At 36.6% G+C, this 21,067-nt stretch carries 14 protein-coding genes; 3 read left to right on the forward strand and 11 right to left on the reverse strand.

The genetic code is table 11. The features are described from left to right. The first annotated feature begins 1 nt into the window (after position 1). Entirely contained in the window at positions 2-2,446 is a 2,445-nt protein-coding gene (locus V7S76_RS04130) for a glutaminase family protein (protein ID WP_459508780.1), read from the forward strand. A 64-nt stretch (positions 2,447-2,510) separates the two neighbouring features. Then, on the forward strand, positions 2,511-3,908 hold the full coding sequence (locus tag V7S76_RS04135; RefSeq protein ID WP_459508781.1) for a Gfo/Idh/MocA family protein: 1,398 nt from the start codon (positions 2,511-2,513) through the stop codon (positions 3,906-3,908). Positions 3,909-4,432: 524 nt separating this feature from the next. Here the strand turns inward: V7S76_RS04135 and V7S76_RS04140 are convergent. The 4 genes from V7S76_RS04140 to V7S76_RS04155 all read right to left on the reverse strand — a co-directional run bounded on the left by V7S76_RS04140 (position 4,433) and on the right by V7S76_RS04155 (position 11,058). Beyond that, positions 4,433-6,025 carry a peptide chain release factor 3 gene (locus V7S76_RS04140; RefSeq protein WP_459508782.1) on the reverse strand — a complete coding sequence of 531 codons (1,593 nt, stop codon included), beginning with the start codon at positions 6,023-6,025 and terminating at the stop codon, positions 4,433-4,435. Positions 6,026-6,136: 111 nt separating this feature from the next. After that, entirely contained in the window at positions 6,137-7,585 is a 1,449-nt protein-coding gene (locus tag V7S76_RS04145; RefSeq protein ID WP_459508783.1) for an APC family permease, read from the reverse strand. A 124-nt stretch (positions 7,586-7,709) separates the two neighbouring features. Then, positions 7,710-10,643: a protein translocase subunit SecDF gene (secDF, locus tag V7S76_RS04150; protein ID WP_459508784.1), complete on the reverse strand. Its 2,934-nt coding sequence runs from the start codon at positions 10,641-10,643 to the stop codon at positions 7,710-7,712. Positions 10,644-10,704: 61 nt separating this feature from the next. Continuing rightward, complete coding sequence (locus tag V7S76_RS04155) at positions 10,705-11,058, reverse strand: hypothetical protein (protein ID WP_459508785.1); 354 nt, start codon at positions 11,056-11,058, stop codon at positions 10,705-10,707. Between the two features lie 146 nt (positions 11,059-11,204). Between V7S76_RS04155 and V7S76_RS04160 the strand changes: the two genes are divergently transcribed. Further along, positions 11,205-14,066 (forward strand): sulfatase-like hydrolase/transferase, encoded by a 2,862-nt coding sequence (locus V7S76_RS04160; protein WP_459508786.1) that lies wholly within the window; start codon positions 11,205-11,207, stop codon positions 14,064-14,066. On the opposite strand, the gene V7S76_RS04165 is transcribed toward V7S76_RS04160, so the two are convergent. The 7 genes from V7S76_RS04165 to pyk all read right to left on the reverse strand — a co-directional run bounded on the left by V7S76_RS04165 (position 14,020) and on the right by pyk (position 20,872). Continuing rightward, positions 14,020-14,922, reverse strand: coding sequence for a PIG-L family deacetylase (locus tag V7S76_RS04165; RefSeq protein ID WP_459508787.1), 903 nt, complete (start codon positions 14,920-14,922; stop codon positions 14,020-14,022). The two genes, V7S76_RS04160 and V7S76_RS04165, sit on opposite strands and share 47 nt — an antisense overlap. Before the next feature lie 8 nt (positions 14,923-14,930). Next, positions 14,931-15,749 carry an SGNH/GDSL hydrolase family protein gene (locus V7S76_RS04170; protein ID WP_459508788.1) on the reverse strand — a complete coding sequence of 273 codons (819 nt, stop codon included), beginning with the start codon at positions 15,747-15,749 and terminating at the stop codon, positions 14,931-14,933. A gap of 82 nt (positions 15,750-15,831) precedes the next feature. Continuing rightward, entirely contained in the window at positions 15,832-16,992 is a 1,161-nt protein-coding gene (locus V7S76_RS04175) for a glycosyltransferase (protein ID WP_459508789.1), read from the reverse strand. Between the two features lie 6 nt (positions 16,993-16,998). After that, positions 16,999-17,910: a glycosyltransferase family 2 protein gene (locus V7S76_RS04180; RefSeq protein WP_459508790.1), complete on the reverse strand. Its 912-nt coding sequence runs from the start codon at positions 17,908-17,910 to the stop codon at positions 16,999-17,001. A gap of 83 nt (positions 17,911-17,993) precedes the next feature. Next, entirely contained in the window at positions 17,994-18,584 is a 591-nt protein-coding gene (gene gldD / locus V7S76_RS04185) for a gliding motility lipoprotein GldD (protein ID WP_459508791.1), read from the reverse strand. A 14-nt stretch (positions 18,585-18,598) separates the two neighbouring features. Beyond that, on the reverse strand, positions 18,599-19,366 hold the full coding sequence (locus V7S76_RS04190; RefSeq protein WP_459508792.1) for a lysophospholipid acyltransferase family protein: 768 nt from the start codon (positions 19,364-19,366) through the stop codon (positions 18,599-18,601). A 30-nt stretch (positions 19,367-19,396) separates the two neighbouring features. Further along, on the reverse strand, positions 19,397-20,872 hold the full coding sequence (pyk, locus tag V7S76_RS04195; RefSeq protein WP_459508793.1) for a pyruvate kinase: 1,476 nt from the start codon (positions 20,870-20,872) through the stop codon (positions 19,397-19,399). Positions 20,873-21,067: the final 195 nt, after the last annotated feature.

A 21,067-nucleotide genomic window follows, 5' to 3' on the forward strand; every position in this document is an offset into this window, starting at 1 on the left:
TATGAAAAGAATTTTAACCCTCGCAATCTTGTTTGCGGGCTACTCCCTATTGGGCCAAGTAAAAAAAATGCCCGCTTATCCTTTGATCACGCATGACCCCTATTTCAGTATTTGGTCATTTAGCGACCAGTTAAATTCAAGTTCCACCAAACATTGGACGGGCAATGAACAATCGCTTTTGGGCTTTATCAAAGTAGACAACAAAACATATCAATTTTTAGGCCAATTGCCTGTACCCACAGAAAGCGTCCTAGCCGTAGCGGAATTCAGTTCGCCCATTGAATGTCAATTTATCGAATCCGATCCTGGGCAAAATTGGATGATGGAAAATTTTGATGCTAAAAATTGGTTCTCAGGAAAAATGCCTTTTGGTAAAGGTTGGGGAAATGATTTTTCAACTGCATGGAATTCAAAAAGCATTTGGGTGAGAAGAACATTTGAGATATATGATCAATCCATTGAACAATTGTTATTGCAATTGCGTCATGACGATGATGTCGAGGTATATTTAAATGGAACAAAAATCTATGATTGCAAAGATTGTCATACCTCAAAAGTGAAAAATTATCCTTTGTCGGATGAATTCAAAAAACTTCTCAAAAAAGGCAAAAATCTGTTGGCCTTACATTGCATTAATCCGAGAGGAAATGCCTGGTTGGATGTTGGTTTGGCACAACAAAAAAAAGGTAAATCAATCCAATTAGCGAATCAAAAATCAGTGAATATCACGGCCACACAAAGCAAATATGTTTTTGATTGTGGACCTGTTCAATTAAGTGTTCAATTCCTTTCTCCTTTAGTTGCATCAGATTTAGACCTTTTGTCGAGACCTGTTTCCTATGTAAGCTTCGAAGTAATTTCCAAAGACAAAAAAACACATACCACGGAAGTTAATTTTGCCATGGCTGCCGATGTGGCAAGAATGGATATGAAACAAGAATTGGTTATTACACAAGGTCAATTTGGTTATGTCAATTACCTAAAATCGGGTACCAAAACACAAAAAATCTTAGGTAAACAAGGAGATGATGTGAGAATCGATTGGGGATATGCGTATTTGGCGAGTGCTCAAAAAAATCAAATTTTGACTACCCAATCGAGCAAAAGTATGTTACAAATTGCGGAAGGGAAATCGAGCAATAAGACCAATGAATCTGAGGAAAAAAATTATTTAAATAGTCAATGGAAGGGGATTTCAAGTAAAAAAGCCAGCAAGAGTATGATTATGTTGGCCTATGACGACATCAATTCCATTCAATATTTCAAAAAAGATTTAAAAGCTTGGTGGGTTAAGAACCATGGAAAAATTGAGAATTTATTGAGTGTGGCCAATAATGAATATGAAAAAATCAAAGTAACATGCGATAAATTTGATCAGCAAATCTACCAAGATGCGCTACAGGCAGGTGGAAAGAAATATGCCGAAATTTGTGTGGCGGCTTATCGACAATCTTTGGCGGCACATAAATTGGTACGTGGCGCCAATGATGAAGTCCTATTCCCGCAAAAGGAAAATTTCTCCAATGGATCTATTTGGACGGTGGATGTCACCTACCCATCCGCACCTTTGAGCTTGGTGTATAATCCTGCCTTACTAAAAGGAATGGTGGCACCATTGATGTATTACAGTGAAAGTGGCCAATGGAAAAAACCTTTCCCGGCACATGATATTGGCACTTACCCATTGGCCAATGGACAAACCTATCCGGAAGATATGCCTGTGGAGGAGGCTGGAAACATGATTATTTTAACTGCAGCCATTTGTAAGGCTGAAAGTAATCCCTCCTTTGCAAAACTTCATTGGAAAACCTTAACTCAATGGGTTTCCTTTTTGGTAAAAGATGGTCTAGATCCAGCCAATCAATTATGTACAGATGATTTTGCCGGACATTTAGAAAGAAATGCAAACTTATCCATTAAAGCCATCAATGGAATCGGATCTTATGCTCAAATGGCTAGAAATTTAGGCGATAGTAAGACAGCAGATTCTTTGCATAGCATAGCTCAAAACTATGTAAAAAAATGGATGATGATGGCAGATGAAGGGGATCATTATGCATTGACTTTCAACAAAAACAACACGTGGAGTCAGAAATACAATTTAATTTGGGACAAATTATTGGGCCTTCAATTATTTCCAAAAGAGGTGTATGAAAAAGAAATCGCTTATTATTTAAGAAAACAAAATGCTTTTGGTTTGCCTTTGGATAGCCGAAAAACCTATACTAAAAATGATTGGATTATTTGGACAGCAACACTAACCGATAACAATAAAGAGTTCGAAGCATTCATTGATCCCATTTATAAATTTATGAATGAAACACCTACCCGAGTTCCATTTAGTGATTGGTATGAAACAAAGGATGGAAAACAAGTTGGATTTCAAGCGAGAAGTGTGGTAGGTGGATTTTTCATCAAAGTTTTGGGAAACAAATGGAAACCGTAAACGTTATGAAAATTCAAGTAAATAATTGAACAAAAGTCCTTTTGGTACAAACAAGTCTTAAAATATGAAACCTACACAAAATTCGAGAAGGGAATTCCTTAAAAATTCAGCCATTTTTACGGCAGCATCTGCGATGCCATCATTTTTTATCGGAAAACAACCCGGTGAAAAAGTTAATTTAGCCTGTATTGGAATTGGAAATCAAGGAGGATCGGATGTCATGTCTTTATTCAACACAGGTTTAGCCAATATAGTTGCGCTGTGTGATGTGGATATGGGAGCCCCTCAAACTTTGAAAGTGCTCGAAAAATTCCCGAATGTACCTCATTTTCAGGATTTCAGACAAATGTTTGATAAAATGGGAAGTCAGATTGAAGCGGTGGCAGTTGGCGTACCTGATCATTCTCATTTTCCTATTACCATGATGGCCTTGGCCTTAGGTAAACACGTTTTTGTAGAAAAACCGATGGCTAGAACTTTCAATGAAATTGAATTGATGATGAAAGCGGCCAAGAAAAATCCAAAATTAGTTACTCAAATGGGTAACCAAGGACATTCAGAAGCCAACTATTTTCAATTCAAAGCTTGGAAAGAGGCTGGAATCATAAAGGATGTCACGGCCATGACTGCCCACATGAATTCGGCTAGAAGATGGCATGGTTGGGATACGAATATCAAAAGTTTCCCACCAAAAGAAAGTATACCAAGTACAATGGATTGGGATATTTGGCATGGCGTGGTTCAAAACCATGATTATAACAAAGATTTAGTCAATGGACAATGGCGTTGTTGGTTTGACTTTGGTTTAGGTGCCTTAGGCGATTGGGGTGCTCATATCATGGATACAGCCCATGAGTTTTTGGATTTAGGATTACCTACAGAAATCAATATGTTGAAAGCAGAAGGACATAACGGATTTTTCTATCCACAATCTTCTACCATCAATTTTAAATTCCCTGCAAGAAAAGATATGCCAGCCATGGATATAACCTGGTATGATGGAATCAATAATATTCCACCAGTGCCAGAAAATTACGGGGTAAATGAATTAGATCCGAATATACCTCCAGCAAGCAATGGAAAAATTCAACCTGCTAAATTAAACCCAGGAAAAATCATTTATGGAAAAGACTTTACCTTCAAAGGTGGTTCACATGGTTCAACACTATCCATTTTAGGAGATAAAGGAAAAGACATACTATTGCCTGAAGTACAGAAAAGTCCATCTAACCATTATGCCAATTTCCTATTAGGCTGCATGGGCAAGGAACAAACTCGTTCTAGATTTGAAATTGCTGGACCTTTAAGTCAAGTCTTTTCATTAGGTGTAATGGCTCAAAAATTAAACACCAAATTGTTATTTGACCGTAACACCAAACAAATCACCAATAATAAATTAGCGAATCAATTACTCGTTGGCGCTGAACCGCGAAAAGGTTGGGAGCAGTATTATAAGGTTTAAGGGGTTAGGTAATAGGTAATAGGTAAAAGGTAATAGGTAAAAGGTATTAGGTAATAGGTAAAAGGTAAAAGGTAATAGGTAATAGGTAATTTCAGTTAGTTAGAACATTTTTTCTCTTTTCTCTTTTACCTATTACCTTTTACCTATTACCTATAAATGCCATTTATTGGCTAATTCATTTTCTAAGGCATTTCTCTTTTTTAGAAAAAAAGGAAACAAAAAAACTTATTTTCTGCCAGTTAATCCAAGACGAATCAGTTTAATTATGAGGTATGAATTATGAATTATGAGCATTTTTTAAAATTCATAATTTATTTCGTTTCTTTCGTCGGATTAACCGCAAGTTCATTTATAAGTTCAAAAAAAGAATAAATAGCGTCCACCGATCTGAGTCGAAACCCAAAGTCATAAAGTAAGAGAAATAATAATTAGAAAGTTCAACCCTTAATTCGCATTAATACCTATTACCTTTTACCTATTACCTTTTACCTATTACCAATTACCTTTTACCTTTTTCTTTTTTCCTAATTAAGTTTAAATTCCGAGGTAAAGTGAAACTGAACATCTGGATTATTCTGTTGATTCATTCTAAGAATCCAATCTGATTCGGCCAGAAAGACATAATTTCCGTCCTTATCTTGTGCAATTTGCTGACCCTTTAAGCGCACAAATTCTTGTAGTTTCTTAGGATCCTCTGCCGTAATCCAACAAGCTTTGGTAACAGACATTCCCTCAAATCGACATTTTGCACCATATTCATGTTCTAGACGATATTGAATAACTTCATATTGCAAATCACCAACCGTACCCACAATTTTACGATTACCCAATTGAGGTTGAGTAAATAATTGGGCTACACCTTCATCGGTCAATTGATCAATTCCTTTTTCCAATTGTTTGGATTTCATAGGATCTAGGTTAATCAATTCTTTGAATATCTCCGGTGAAAAACTAGGTATACCTTGGTAATTCATTACTTCACCTTCAGTCAAGGTATCTCCAATTTTGAAAGAACCCGTGTCGTAAAGACCAATTACATCACCAGGGAAACCTTCATCTACCACCTCTTTATCTTGAGCCATGAAGTTATATGGATTCGAGAAACGAACATTTTTCTTCAAACGAATGTGTTGATAAAACGTATTTCGATGAAAAGTTCCTGAACAAATTCTCAAAAACGCAATACGATCCCTGTGTTTAGGATCTAAATTAGCATGTATTTTAAAAACAAATCCAGTAAATTTCTTTTCATTGGGTTCTACAATTCGAACGTCTGTTCCTCTGCGTTGAGTGGGTGGAGCGATTCGAGTAAAGGTGTCCAATAGTTCTTGAACCCCAAAATTATTCACGGCAGAACCAAAAAACACAGGTGCAATATCTCCTGCCAAATACGTTTCCCGATTAAACGGTTCATAAACACCATCGATCAATTCAACATCTTCTCGCAATTGATTGGCATCCCTTTCTCCTACCCTTGTGTCCAATTCGGATGAATCAATATCCACAGAATAAACTTCTTTTTCTATTTTCGTTTTATTGGCAGAAAAGAGGTTTAACGACTTATCCAATAAATGATAAACGCCTTTGAAATTAGAACCCATATTGATTGGCCATGTCAAAGGTCTAACTTGAATCGATAATTTTTGCTCCAATTCATCCAATAAATCAAAAGGATTTTGACCTTCTCGGTCCATTTTATTAATGAAAATAATCACAGGAGTTTTTCTCATCCGACAAACTTCCATTAACCGTTCTGTTTGCTCTTCTACCCCTTTGACACAGTCAATCACCAAAATAACCGAATCAACTGCTGTCAAGGTACGATAGGTATCCTCAGCGAAATCCTTGTGACCAGGAGTATCCAAAATATTGATTTTTAAATTATTGTACTCGAAAGTCATCACAGAGGTGGCCACCGAAATACCTCTTTGTCTTTCAATTTCCATAAAATCGGAAGTTGCCCCCTTTTTAATCTTATTGGATTTAACGGCCCCTGCCGTTTGAATGGCACCTCCGAAAAGCAATAATTTTTCGGTTAGTGTCGTTTTTCCGGCATCGGGGTGAGAGATAATTCCAAAGGTTCTTCTTTTGGCAATTTCAAGATCGATTTTACTCATTGCTTGTATTTTAAAAAATCAAAAGGCAAAAATAAGCCAAAAAAGGGGTAATTAAAAGATAAAAAAAGAGCCGATGCTTTCGCATCGGCTCCCAACCAAAAGTAATTTGAATTACTCTCTTGTATTTAAATGAGATTTTGGTCTGCCATATAAGAAATAAACCACCAATCCAAACACCAACCATGCCAAAGCAAAAATTTGTGCGGTGCGGCCTAAATTAAGAATTAGAAATGTGTTGACTACAATTCCCAACGGGGCAACAATATTTAAACCCGAAACCTTGAAAGGGCGATCACGGTTAGGATCTCTAAAACGAAGAATCCAAACGGCTAAACAAACCATTGTAAAGGCAAATAATGTACCAAAGCTTGTCATATCACCCAATAAAGAAATTGGAGTGAATCCAGCTACAATAGAAACAACTGCGCCTACTAAAATAGTCGATTTCCAAGGCGTTTTGAATGTTGGATGAACTTCAGCGAAGAATTTTGGCAATAAACCATCTTTCGCCATTCCTAAGAATACACGTGTTTGGCCTAACATCATTACTAACATTACAGACAATAAACCCGCTGTTGCTGCTGCAGTAATAACAAAAACTGCCCAAGGTTGGCCAGCTACATCAAAGGCAAAGGCAACGGGAGCTTTTAAAGCATCCCCCGTGATATCTTTGTAATTCATCATCCCCGTTAAAACCAAGGAAACCGCAATGTATAAAACGGTACAAATCAACAAAGAAGCAATGATTGCAAAAGGCATATCTTTCTTTGGATTAATCGCTTCTCCCGCTTGGGTTGAAACTGCATCAAATCCGATATAAGCAAAAAATATAGCAGATGCACCTGAAATAATACCTCCCCAACCATAAGCTGGTAACATTTCTCCATTTTCATGTTCAACCAATGTTTGCTCAGGAATAAATGGAGTCCAGTTAGCGACATCAATGTAAAAGGCACCCATGATGATGACAAACAAAATCACTGCAACTTTCAAAATTACAATCATGTTATTAGCACTTGCTGCTTCTTTGATACCCTTAACCAAAATCCAAGTTACAAACCAAACAATGAGCAAAGCAGGTAAATTAACCGCAGCTCCTCCAAAGGATACAGGATCATTTGTAAGATTCTCAGGTAGATGAACCCCAAAGAGATGAAGTAGTTTATTAAAATAACCCGACCAACTTACAGCTACCGTCATGGCACCCATGGCATATTCTAAAATCAATCCCCATCCAATAATCCAAGCGAATAATTCTCCAACCGTACCATATGCATAGGCATAAGCACTACCTTCCACAGGAAGCATGGCTGCAAATTCTGCATAACACAGCGCGGCAAAAATACAGCCTACACCTGCAATGATAAAAGATATCGCCAAAGCTGGACCCGCATGAAAATGTGCTGCTGTACCTGTTAATACAAATACTCCACCACCGATAATTGCTCCAATACCGATTGCGGTTAAACTCCATTTACCTAATACACGCTTGAGCTCACTTTTTTGAATGTCTTGCTCAAACATATGCATCGGTTTTTTTCTCCAAATACTGTTGTTCATAGTTTTTATTAGTTATAAGTTATTAATTATCAGTTATTAGTTATTAATTATTAGTTATGATTAAAAATACAATTAAGAAAATGTATCACTAATAACTCATAACTAACAACTAATACCTAAATAATTATTTTTTCTTCTGCTCTTTAGTAGAAGTACCAAAATCGATAACGATAGGTGCAGCTACGAAAATAGAAGAATAAGCTCCAAATACCACACCAATAAACATGGCAAAAGAGAATCCTCTTAATACATCACCTCCAAAAACCAATAATACCGTAACTACCAAGAATACCGTAGTTGCCGTCATGACCGTACGAGACATCGTATGGTTAATGGATTCATTGATGGTTTTGATCATTAATTCTTTATTTCCTAAGTCTGGATTCACCCCGATTTCCTCACGAATACGGTCGAATACTACCACCGTATCATTGATGGAATAACCAATAACTGTTAATACAGCTGCAATAAATACTTGGTCAACTTCCAATTCAAATCCAAATAAACGAGCAATTCCAACCGTACCTAATACGACCAAAGTATCATGTAACAAGGCTACAATACCACCTAAGGAATATTGCCACTTACGGAAACGAATCAAAATATAAATGAAGATCGCGATTAACGCATAGAAAATAGACAAGAATGATTGCGTCAAAATATCATCCGCAATGGTAGCTCCCACTTTCGATTCAGAAACAATTTTAGGAGATGAAGAAGAGAATTCTTTCAATCCAGTTTCTAAGGCAGTACGTACTGTATTATTGGCCGTTATTGATTCGTCTTCTACTAAATAAGAAGTCGTAATTTTCAATTTACTTAAACCATTATACGTCTTAACCTCTGAACCTACTCCTTTGAAATCATCTTTCAATGCGTCTTTCACTTTGCCTGCTTCAACTGGTTGTGCAAATTCCACAACATAAGAACGACCACCTTTGAAATCAACACCTAAATTAAATCCACCTTGAATGAATAAAACAATAGCACCAACTGCGATCAAAATCCAAGAGAACCAATACGAATATTTACGTTTTCCGATGAAATCAAAATTCATTCCTTTGAATAAATCTCTAGAAATAAATGTTTCAAAAGTCATTTCTTTCTCTTTACCCGCTTTGATTGCACGTTTTGCCATCCAATCAATTAATATATGAGAAATATAAACGGCTGTAAATACCGATGTAACCAAACCGATACAAAGCGTAACACCAAATCCTTTAACCGATCCTGAACCGAAAATGATCAAAATCACCCCAACCAAAACCGTTGTAATGTTACCATCTAAAATCGCACTTAAAGCCTTTTCATAACCTACATTGATGGCATCTAATAGCCCCTTGCCGGCATGTAATTCTTCTCGAATACGTTCGTTAATCAATACGTTGGCATCAACCGCCATACCCAATGTTAAAACGATACCTGCGATACCTGGCAATGTCAAGGCTGCTTGAATTTGCACCAACACACCCGCAATGAAGAATACGTTGAATAATAACGATAAATTTGCCATCCAACCTGGTGAACCATAGTAACCAATCATGAAAATAATGACTAGCAATAAACCTAAGCCCATCGACATATATCCTTGATTGATGGATTCATTTCCCAATGATGGACCAATGAAGGCATCTTCCACAATACGCGTTGGAGCTGGTAATTTACCTGCTTTCAATACATTCGCTAAATCTTTCGCCTCCTCAACCGTAAAACTACCTGAGATAGAAGAACGTCCACCTGGAATTTCACCATTGATTACTGGAGCAGAATACACATAACCATCTAATACGATTGCGATACGACGACCTACGTTTGCACCTGTCAAATTTTTCCAAATACGTGCGCCAGTTCCATTCATTGACATGGTTACTTCTGCACGACCTGCTTGATCATAATCTTGAGCAGCATCTGTAATTACATCACCTTCCAAAGGAGCATTTTGACCTTCTCCTTTTTTCAAAGCTTCTAAAGTTAAAATTTCATCTCCATTGGTAGCAGGAATACCTTTCGCAGCCCAAGCAAATGATAAATTAGATGGAAATAATGCTTTCACATCAGCACGGCGGAACAATGAATTGACACGCGCCGTATCTTTTCTGTATACACCTAAACCATTTCCAATTGGTAAAAACAATTTAGTTAAAGCAGAACCTGCGGCAGTATCTGTTTTCGCTTTGCCCGAATCTTTCTTCGCAGCTCCAGCCAATTGATTTCCTAATGAATTAGCTGTAGTATCTTTAGCAGCCGTCGTGGCAGCACTTGCCTGAACAGCTGGCTGCTTTTCTTCACGCTCTAAAATAGAACCTAATACGTTCAAACCTGCACCATATTCATTCAATTCGTAGCATTCGATGAACTCCAATTTCGCAGCACCTGACAATAATTTACGTGCACGCTCTGGATTATCTACACCTGGCAATTCCACTTGAATACGGTTAGAACCTGGTAAACGTTGGATATTCGGATTCGCTACACCAAATTTATCAATACGAGCTTGAATGATTTTGTATACACGATCAACCGCTCCATCAATTTCAGCATCAATCACACGTTGAACTTCTGAATCAGATGAAGAAGAACTGATTTTTCCTCTATTCACTGAATTAGCGAAGACAGATGCTAATTTTTGAGTAGGTGCCACTTTCGCAAATTCCTCATAAAACAATTCATTGAAAGGTTTTGTCGAAGTAGCTTGAGCTAAACTTGCTTGTGCCAATGCCTTTTCAAAATTTGGATCATTCGATTTTCCTGAAAGTGCTCTCAAAATCTCAACTGGAGAAACCTCTAAAACAGCATGTAAACCACCTTCTAAATCTAGACCTTTATGTAAGGCATAATTTGTTACTTCTTGAAAGGTAAATCCAAGGTAAACAGGTTGCTTCCACAAAGAATCAATAAAATGTAATCTTTTGGCAGGATCATATTTGCCATCTTTTGCCGTTGCATATTGAACTGCTTGATCTCTTAAATCACTCGCTTTCCAAGTAAAAGAAAGGAAGAAAATACATAGTGCTGAAATAATTGTACTCAGCCATACAATAAAACTTTTGTAACGCATTTTGAAAAAATTAATGAAATTTAAAATAAGAAATAATGATTGATCAGAATATCAATCAAAATCAAGGTGCCAGAGTGGCGATAAATTGGGTAAATAAAATGCTCAATAATTGAGTTCTGTGAATCGGAACGGGCAATTTAATCTGATGTAACTTTTCTGAAAAGAAAGAAATAACAACTTGATTAAAAGTCCAATCGGATGGAAAATCGACACTTAATTGAGCGCAGGCTTGATAAACTTGTTGCTCGGCATAAAAAGTAGCTTGAGGAGCCGATTTTTGCTTTGTCGATTTGGAATGACTTTCCGTTTTAACTACTTTCCCATGCATGGAAGATACCGTAATCGGCTTTGCGACCAACCAAAATAGGACGGGCAAAAACATGATTAGGCGAAAAATATTGATCTTCTTTTGCATATTGGATAGCAAAAATAGGATATTTTAATTAAATAACAAATGTTTGTTTTTGAGCGATTCGATTAATTAAAAGATTTGACTATTTGATTGTTTTATTTAATTTAAGTGCCTCTAAACGTAACGTTTACTTGACAACCTATTTGAAAATGAAAAATCTGATCTACTGTTTCAGCATTCTGCTTTCGTCGTTCCTAGTATCTGCCCAAAAACCTCAACCTAAAAAACCCAACATCGTCTTAATAGTTATGGATGATTTAGGCTATGGCGACTTAAGTTCATTCGGAGCATTGAATTATTTAACTCCTGAAATTGATCAATTAGCCAATAAAGGCATCAAATTAACGAATTTCCTATCTGCACAGGCGGTATGCAGTGCATCTAGGGCAGGAATTCTTACAGGATGTTATCCAAACCGAATCGGCATTTCAGGTGCTTTATTTCCCAATTCTCCGGTAGGATTAAATCCCCATGAAGAAACCATCGCTGAAATAGTTAAAAAACAAGGTTATGCGACCGGGATATTTGGTAAATGGCATTTAGGCGATAAAAAAGAATTTCTCCCCTTGCAACATGGCTTTGATGAATATGTCGGTATTCCGTATTCCAATGATATGTGGCCAGTGGATTTAGAAGGCAAACCCATCACTAAATTAGGTGCCTATAAACAAGATTTGCCGACTTTGTCCATCTATGAAGGCAATGAACCTTCTATTTTCTTACGCACGCTAGAAGACCAATCCAAAATCACACAAACACTAACAGAACGATCCATTCAATTCATTGAAAAAAATAAAAACCAACCCTTCTTTCTTTACCTACCTCATTCGATGCCCCACGTTCCCATCAATGCCTCTTCCAAATTCAAAGGAAAAAGCGAACAAGGTTTGTACGGTGATGTACTAATGGAAATCGATTGGTCGGTTGGTGAAATAATGAAATCGCTCAAAAAACATCATTTAGAGGAAAATACCCTAGTTATTTTTACGAGTGATAACGGCCCTTGGCTAAATTATGGAAACCATGCGGGCTCTAGTGGTGGCTTACGAGAAGGAAAAGGAACTACCTACGAAGGAGGGCAACGAGTTCCCTTTATTGCCTATTGGAAAGGAAAGATTAAAGCAGGACAACTATCCAATAAATTGGCCGCAAACATAGATATTTTACCCACAATAGCGTATTTAACAAATTCCTATCTACCCCAAAAGAAAATTGATGGTGTGAATTTATGGCCCATCCTATCAGGAAATAATCAAGCCGAACCTCGAAAAAAATTCTTATACTATTATCGAAAAAATAATTTAGAAGCCGTACGACTAGGAAATTGGAAATTAGTACTTCCCCATCCTGGACGAACCTACGAAGGTTTTTTACCTGCCAATGACGGACTTGCCGGAGAGGTCAATGAGAATTTCTCTGTCCCCCAAGGTTTATATGATCTAAGAAGAGATCCCGGAGAACGCTATGACGTGCAAAAAAAGTACCCTGAAAAATTACAGGAATTATTGCAAATAGCCGACGAAGCCAGAAAAGAATTAGGGGATGAATTAAAACAAATCAAAGGAAAAGAAAATAGAGAAATTGGCCGAATGGCAAGACCCAATGTGGTGTACATTTACGCGGATGATCTTGGATACGGCGAATTAGGCGCATATGGGCAAAAGCTAATAAAAACACCATTTTTGGATGCTATGGCTAAACAGGGCATTAAATTTACTCAGCACTATACCTCAGCTCCGGTTTGTGCTCCTGCGAGATGTATGCTATTAACTGGCAAGCACGCAGGACATTCTCAAATTAGAGGAAATTTCGAATTGGGAGGATTTTCTGACGAAATGGAAAAAGGACAAATGCCCTTGGAAGAAAACACGTTCACCATTGGCCACCTCATGAAAAATGCAGGCTACCAAACTGCCGCCATCGGAAAATGGGGTTTGGGTATGGCGAATGGGACAGGAAATCCCAATAAACAAGGATTTGACTATTTCTATGGATTATTAGACCAAAAACAAGCACATAATTATTACCCAACCCACCTTTGGGAAAATGGAAAATGGGATACCTTAAAAAATGATTATGTCTATGTTCATGAATACCAAGGCAAAAAAAATATGGTCTCAGTGAATTTTGACCAATTCAAAGGTAAAGAATATGTCGTCGATAAAATGACAGAAAAAGCCATCCAATTCATCCATCAAAATAGACATCAACCATTCTTTTTATATCTTCCACTCCCCTTGCCTCATCTCTCTTTGCAAGTTCCTGAAGAAGCCTTAACACCCTACTTATCGGCCTTCCCAGACAGTGTATATTTAGGTCAAAAAGGTTATGTACCAACCAAACACCCCAAAGCGACCTACGCAGGAATGATATCCTACCTGGATTTACAAGTGGGTAAAATTCTAGAAACATTAAAAAAAGAAAAAATAGATAATCAAACAATCGTCTTTTTTTCAAGCGATAATGGCGCCACATTTGATGTAGGCGGTGTAGACACCGAATTTTTTCAAAGCACGGGTGGTCTAAGAGGTAGAAAACAAGATTTATATGAAGGCGGAATTAGAGAGCCTATGATTGTCAGATGGCCAGGAGTAATTCCTGGAGGACAAATAAATCACCAGCCATCTACTCAATATGATGTACTTGCCACATTGGCAGAATTAACAAATCAAGTCATCCCTCCAACAGATGGACTATCTTTTTTACCCAGTTTACTTAACCAAGAAAATCAAAAATTACATGATTACTTGTACTTTGAATTTCCGGAAAAATCTGGCCAAATCGCCATCCGCTTGAACCAATTCAAAGCAGTCAAATCCAACCTCAAAAAAGACAAAAATGCACCTTGGGAAATTTACAATTTAGAAACTGACCCGAAAGAGCGTATGAATATTGCATCCAAACATGCTGAATTAATTCCCCAACTGGATGCAATCGTCACAAAAGAACATCAAACTGCAAAAATCAAGGAATGGGAGGTGCTGCAAAACCACTCTTCGCTAAATCATTAAATAGTTTTTGAACTTTAGAAATTCCGCTGGCATCATTCATATCAAAATAGCGATAAATTTCTAAATCCGTTTTGTGAATTCCGCCCTCTTGAATCGCCCCTTGCGATTTGTATTCTGCTATGACCCAATCCGCAACTATTTTATAACTGACTTTGTCATTTTCCTTAAATTTAAATGCCCGATTCAACACAAATTGTGGGGCATCCTTCTTGATTTTTGTTTCTGGAAATCCTTCCAACATGGTAAACTCCATTGGTTTTGACTGTAATGTCGTTGGACTACCCGCAATAATAATAGGCTTTTTAGCACCGTTGAAACGTTTCACTGCTCTCAAAGCCATCAAAACCGCTGTTTTATGATGTCCATGTTGCCCAACGTGTGGAAGCATCGTAATGACAAAATCATAATCTCCATCATCCAAAATTTTATCCATACGCCTTTCTACATAGGGTATATCCCAATTTTTGCCAGAAATATAGGGAGTTGGATCAGTCGAATACCAATCGTCAGGCTGTTCCATATAAAACATATTTCGGACACCCATAATCCTACCTGCGTTTAGAATTTCTTGTTTTCTCAATAAAGGAAGATGATTTCGGGCAGTCACTGAATCTGTCAAATTTAATCCATAATACATGGCTCCCAATTGTGAATCCGCAAATCCACCTCCCCCATCTGTCATGACTGCCATGTCCACAATTCCTTTCATTTCATGCGTAATCTTAAACATCGTAACCGAAAAACCCGTTTCGTCGTCTGGATGGGCGGTCACGACAAGTACCTTCGGGCCTTGTGCGAACAATATATGTGTGAAAAATAAGCAAATTCCTACAATTGCAATTTTCGTTTTCATCATTTTTGAATTTAAAATTCTTTTAATAAAGCTTTGGTAATTACTCGGTATCCTTCATCTGAAGGATGTAAACCATCGTATGTCATTTGAATGGATTCGATTGGATAAGGATATTCGTCTTTGCTTGGATCAAACGGAATATTGACAAATTCTGGATAAGGATAATTTTGGTACTCTCCTGTTTGTGGATTTTTTAATCTTTTAAATTTGACCAATTTCTTATGGCTCAATTTCTTATTGTGATACAAGTCTACCACAGCTATCTGCTCTGATTTTCCAATGGAAACAATCGAATTGGCAAAATCTTCCAAAAATTGTCCATTTTTGTCTTTGTAGGACCCATAAGCATTGTTTTTGAAATTATTGATGTACACAAAATCAACACGTTGCATGGGTGTCATTAAAATAATCTTCGCATTCGGATTTAAACTTTTCAATTTATCAATAATCACTCGAAAAGCTCCATTAACGGTCGTTATTCCAGTGTTATTTTGATAATCAGCTAAAGTCCCTAAAGGTTTGCCTCCCCACCAATCATTGGTCCCAAGAAATACGGTGTACACATCAGCTTTTTGTATCCCCAATTTTTCAATTTCCGTAGCAATTTTAATGGCTGTCCAGCCATTATGGCCTTGATTCAAAAAATGTACATTGGGCATTTTCTCAGTTAGAAGAGTCAGATATCCTTTACTAATTCGATTACCTGTTTCATTTGGATGATCATTTAAATAAGTAATTGAATCACCGATGGCCACCCAAGTAATATCTTTAGGCTCGACAAAAGAAAATTGAATACCCCAAAATAGGGTAAATAGAATCCATTTTTTCATAGGTTTATAGGTTTAAAAACAAATCTAACAAAAATTGTGAATCTTTCAAGTAGATGGTAATATTGGCGAAATCCCGTATGACCTATCGTGAGTTAACACATGTATTGATTTCGATGATTAAATCAGATGCCACATTTTCCAACAAATATTTTTGTTGAAATAATTCATATCCATTTTTAGTCAATTTGGATTTAATTTCTGGATGCTGAACGTATTCCAAAAAGGCCTCCGTAAGTGAACATTCATTGGGCTGACAAAGTAAAGCAGCATCATATTCCAAAATTCCTTCTCGAAAACCCACTTTATTACTAAAAATACAAGGATTTTTATGTGCCAAGGCCTCCAAAGCCGCAATGGAAAATCCTTCTGAATAAGAAGGTAGAACAAAGCAAAATTGTTGGGTGAGCAAATATTTCTTCTCTTCCCCACGTACCGTATCTAATTTTAAAATATTATTAAATGGATACGATTCTAGAAATAAGGATAATTCATGGGAATAATCATCATCCGGACCAGCAATGATCAATTTCACCTGGTTTTGATAAACTTCAGATAAATTCTGGAACGATTTTAGTAAAATATTCAATCCTTTTTTGAAACTAATTCGACCTATAAATACGAAAGTCCAAGGCGAATCAGCCCTAAATGATTCAATGGATTCCTGAAAAGTAATTGCGGGTTTTGCTTCTTCCAAATTAGGTTCATCCAAGGCATTCGGGATATAAATCACATTTTTTCTTGGAAACAATTTTTTTAATATTCGTTCCTCATCTCTATTGATGGCATGAATGATATCGCATGAATCAATGAATCTTTTTTGAAATAATTTCCAAAATAGTCCTTTTTTCCATTTGGAATCCTTTCGAGTATAACTATCCAAAAATCCATGGATCGTAATAATTTTTTTTGCTCGATTCGGAATGATGAAAGGTAAAACTGCACCAAAATACCACAATCCATGAATATGGATAAGATCAAATTTATTCCTATTTCGGTAAAACCAGAAAATCAATGGAAAAGAAAATTCAGATAAAAATCTGGCGAAGAAACTTTGTGGAAAAACAAAAAGCTTCATTCCGGGCTCTAAGGTATACAAATGATGATGACTTTTGGTAGAACTGGCCACTGAAACATCAAAATTTTGCTTTAACTGAAATCGGGCATGATTAAAAATCACACTCGATGGACCACCCGTTTCCCAAGTATAGTTACATAAATTTAAAATTTTGAGCTTCTTTCCCATGAATTACTAATCCTCGAAACGAATGTTCCACTCATTTAATATGATATTTCGTATTTGCTCAACATCTCCTTGGGTCCGTTTTTCCACCTCATTGATCGTTATATCCACTAAAAGACGATACCAAAGTCCTTGCATAAAATGGAAAATCCAAACTTTGGGATGATCCAAAAATCCCAATCGAAAAATAAAACGGTACAAAAAGTATAGAACGGGCCGAATCCCCAAAGGCAATTTTTGATATACCTGGTTTTTTAGAAACCGATGAAATTTCGCTTGTTTAACTCCTGCTTTTTCAGATAAATCTGTCGTCTCCATCAAATGATAAGCCAAATTTAATGCATCAGCCGCCTCGCGTCTTGCATAATTATTATGCTTTTGTACCCACCAATGCATGGAATTCAAATTTTCATCCACTAAATAATGTTGAAATGAAACGACCTCACCACCATCTAAAATAATGTGTTCATCCATCAAACGCTGTTCACAAACGCCATGACCTGTCCTCCATATACGAAGCAATTGGAACTCCTTAAAACCACCAAAACGAATGAGATGATTTTTGAAAATCACCCTTCTGTTTAATTGAACTCCAAACACACTTGGTTTCAAATTGTCCATTTTTGAAGAAATTTCCTTCTGTAATTCAATCGGGAAATATTCATCGGCATCAATTCTCAAAGTCCAATCTGTCGATATTTGACAATTCTGAATTCCCCAATTCAGCTGCTTGGCATAATTATTCTCCCATGTATGTTGAAAAACCTCCGCACCTAAACTTCTTACCATTTCTACGGTTCTATCAGTCGAATAAGAATCAATGACACAAATCCGCGTACAAAAGCTTTGCAAACTTTTGATGCACCTTTCAATGTGCATTTCTTCATTATAAGTCAGAATGATAGCCGTTATGGTCGACATAAAAGGTTAATTACACGTTAATATCAGAGATTCCTTTTAAAAACAGATTTTAATTTATGCAAATTAAATCATTTAATTGTAAATCATTTCCATTCTAAGGTTTTGACTAAATGCAAAGCATCCCTTTTAATGAAATCAATGATGGGTGCAAGGGAATCATTTTGTGTGGCAGTCTTTACATAGACGGCTCCCCGTAAAAAATGCTTGGTACTGTCAGTAGTGAAAAATTGCATGGAGGTGGCAACCTCTCCACTTAACTCAATCAGAGTAACTATTTTCCCACTTGGCAAACGCATTTGTAATTCCTTATTTCCACTGGACTTCATGTTATGTTTAGCCACTAAAGTATATGCATCATTAATGTGTTCGAATAATTTTTTCTTATCTCCGTTCAAGGGTTTATAGGTCAACTGAATAAAAGCTTGCCACTTGGGGTAATAAACATATAACCAATGGGGTTCTGCCCAAGAAACGGTATCAGGTAAGACAGTCGCGTAGCGGGAAACCTCAAAACTAAAAGGATGTCCTTTTTCTAAAGGCATATAGGAAGGCTTAGGCAGTACAATTTTATTGTATCCTTTAGGACGAGGCAAATCCGAGCTTTGTTCATTGGATTCCCCACAGGAAGTCATTAGAGCAATTAAACAAGCATAAATTATCGTCTTTACATTCATCAATTGAAATTGGATTAATTGGGTAAATCCAAGGAATAATGAGCTAAAATAGGCTTTTGTATAGCCTGATATATTTTTTCTCTAACAATAGGTAAATCTTCCATGGTTAAACCTGTGGTAACCAAAGGCTCATGCACGTGTACCTTAATCACACCCGGACGAAGTAAAAAATTATCATCATTTAGCAACAAATGATTATTGAATAAACTAATGGGTACAATCGGTACTTTTTGCTGAATAGCCATTTGAAATGCCCCATCTTTCAGTGGAGTAGACATGAAGGGGAATTTTTTTGAAGTAATCCCACCTTCTGGAAAAATAGCTAAACTTCTATTTTGAAGTGCTCTAACCGATAAAATCAATGAACTAGCCCGACTCGATTTACTTCCCCGATCAACCAACACATGTAATTTGGCATACATATAACCAAACAATGGTACCTTTTTAATCGAACTTTTACCAATGAAAGAAAAATGATTTTTGATTAATACGACTAAGACAGGAATATCTAAATAAGAAAAATGATTGGCGCAAAAGACATAAATCTGATCTTTTTTGGGCTTAAAATGATACGTAATATCAAATCGGATAAATGAAAATAAGAAAAACAATTGACCCCAAATATGAATCAATTGCAAAGCATATCGCTTCCAACTTTTACGATGAATGAGAACAAAAATAACCGGATAAAGAAGGAGGAAAAATGAAATAAACCAAAAAGCAGCCCAAATAGTGTATAAAAAGGTAAATGACTTAGTTAACCAAGAAACTTGCTTTTTCATACGCTAGAAAAGGACTGCCTTTAGGAAATATTATTCTACAATACCTAATTGTACTGTATTGGTTTTTTTATCAGTATGGGCAGGGATGGACAAAGTTGTTACAAAAACATCTCCCACTTTCAATAATTCAGCTTTTTTCAACTGATCAACCATTGCCGCAACGGTTTTTTCAGCACTTTCAGCAGATGGGTCATAGAAAAACACTTTCACTCCCCACAATAAACCCATGGTCGACATTAATTCTTTATTTGAGGTAAACACAAATAAGTCGGCTTTTGGACGGTGAGCAGATAAACGGAAAGCAGTATACCCAGAATTGGTGATACACAAAATAGCTTTAGCTTTTGCATCACGAGCTAGACGACATGCTCCAGCAATCAATCGATCATTTAGGGTAATTTCGGCGCTACCATGATTGGATAAAGCGTGATTTTTAAAATAAATCGCAGCTTCATCACCTTTTACAATTTCAATTTGATTTTGTTGTTGTTCAACGACTTCATGAATATGAGCCATTGTTTCAACCGCTTTAATTGGATAGGCTCCAGAAGCAGACTCGCCACTTAACATCGTCGCAGAAGCACCTTGTAACACGGCATTCGCCACGTCTGAAGTTTCCGCACGCGTTGGCACAGGATTGGAGATCATTGATTCCAACATTTGAGTAGCCACAATAACAGGTTTACCTGCAGCTGTACACTTCTCAACCATTACTTTTTGTAAATAAGGAACAACAGCCCCATCCATTTCAACACCTAAATCACCACGAGCCACCATGATAGCATCTGTAGCAGCGATAATTTCATCTAAATTATCAATCGCTTCCGGCTTTTCAATTTTAGCAATAACACGTGTGTTCTTACCGTAAGCCTTGATTTTTTCTTTAATATCCCAGATATCTGACGCCTTACGAACAAACGATAAAGCAATCCAATCCACGCCATTATCTAAACCAAAATACAAATCCTTTTCATCTTTTGGTGTCAAACAAGGCAAAGAAACCTTGGTTCCTGGTAAATTGATACCTTTTTTAGATTTCAATATACCACCATAAACTACTTCAGTAATAACTTCTTTTTTTACCTTATCTATGGAAATAACTTTAACCTCTAAGTTTCCGTCATCCATCAAAATACGTTCTCCTACATTAACATCCAAATACATAGATGTGTAAGTTGTTCCAACTTTTTCAGCAGTTCCCAATAAATTTTCATCCATGGCGAAAATCAATTGCTTACCTGATTCTAATAAAACTCCACTACCTTCTACTAATTGAGTACGAATTTTTGGGCCTTGTAAATCTTGAAGAATACTTAAATTTAAATTGTATTCCTGACTAATGGAACGAATGGTCTTTAGTCTTTCTAAATGATCCTCATGAGTACCATGAGAAAAATTTAAACGGAACACATTCACTCCAGCCTTAGCTAATTGAATTAAAGATTCTCTGGACTCAGACGTTGGTCCTACGGTTGCAACAATTTTTGTCTTGCGTTGATACGACATATTTAATTTTTATTCAAATTACCCTGCAATTTACATCTAAGTCTTCAAAAAAAGGAATAATTAAAGCATTAAGTCCTTTAAAATGATGTAAATTTTAGATTTTCCTTATTAAAAGATGTATAATACTTAAATATTACAATTTGGATTGCTCCAATAACGGCAATAAAAAAGGGAGATAAATCTCCCTCTTAATAA

It is taken from the genome of Aquirufa sp. ROCK2-A2 (assembly GCF_054558485.1).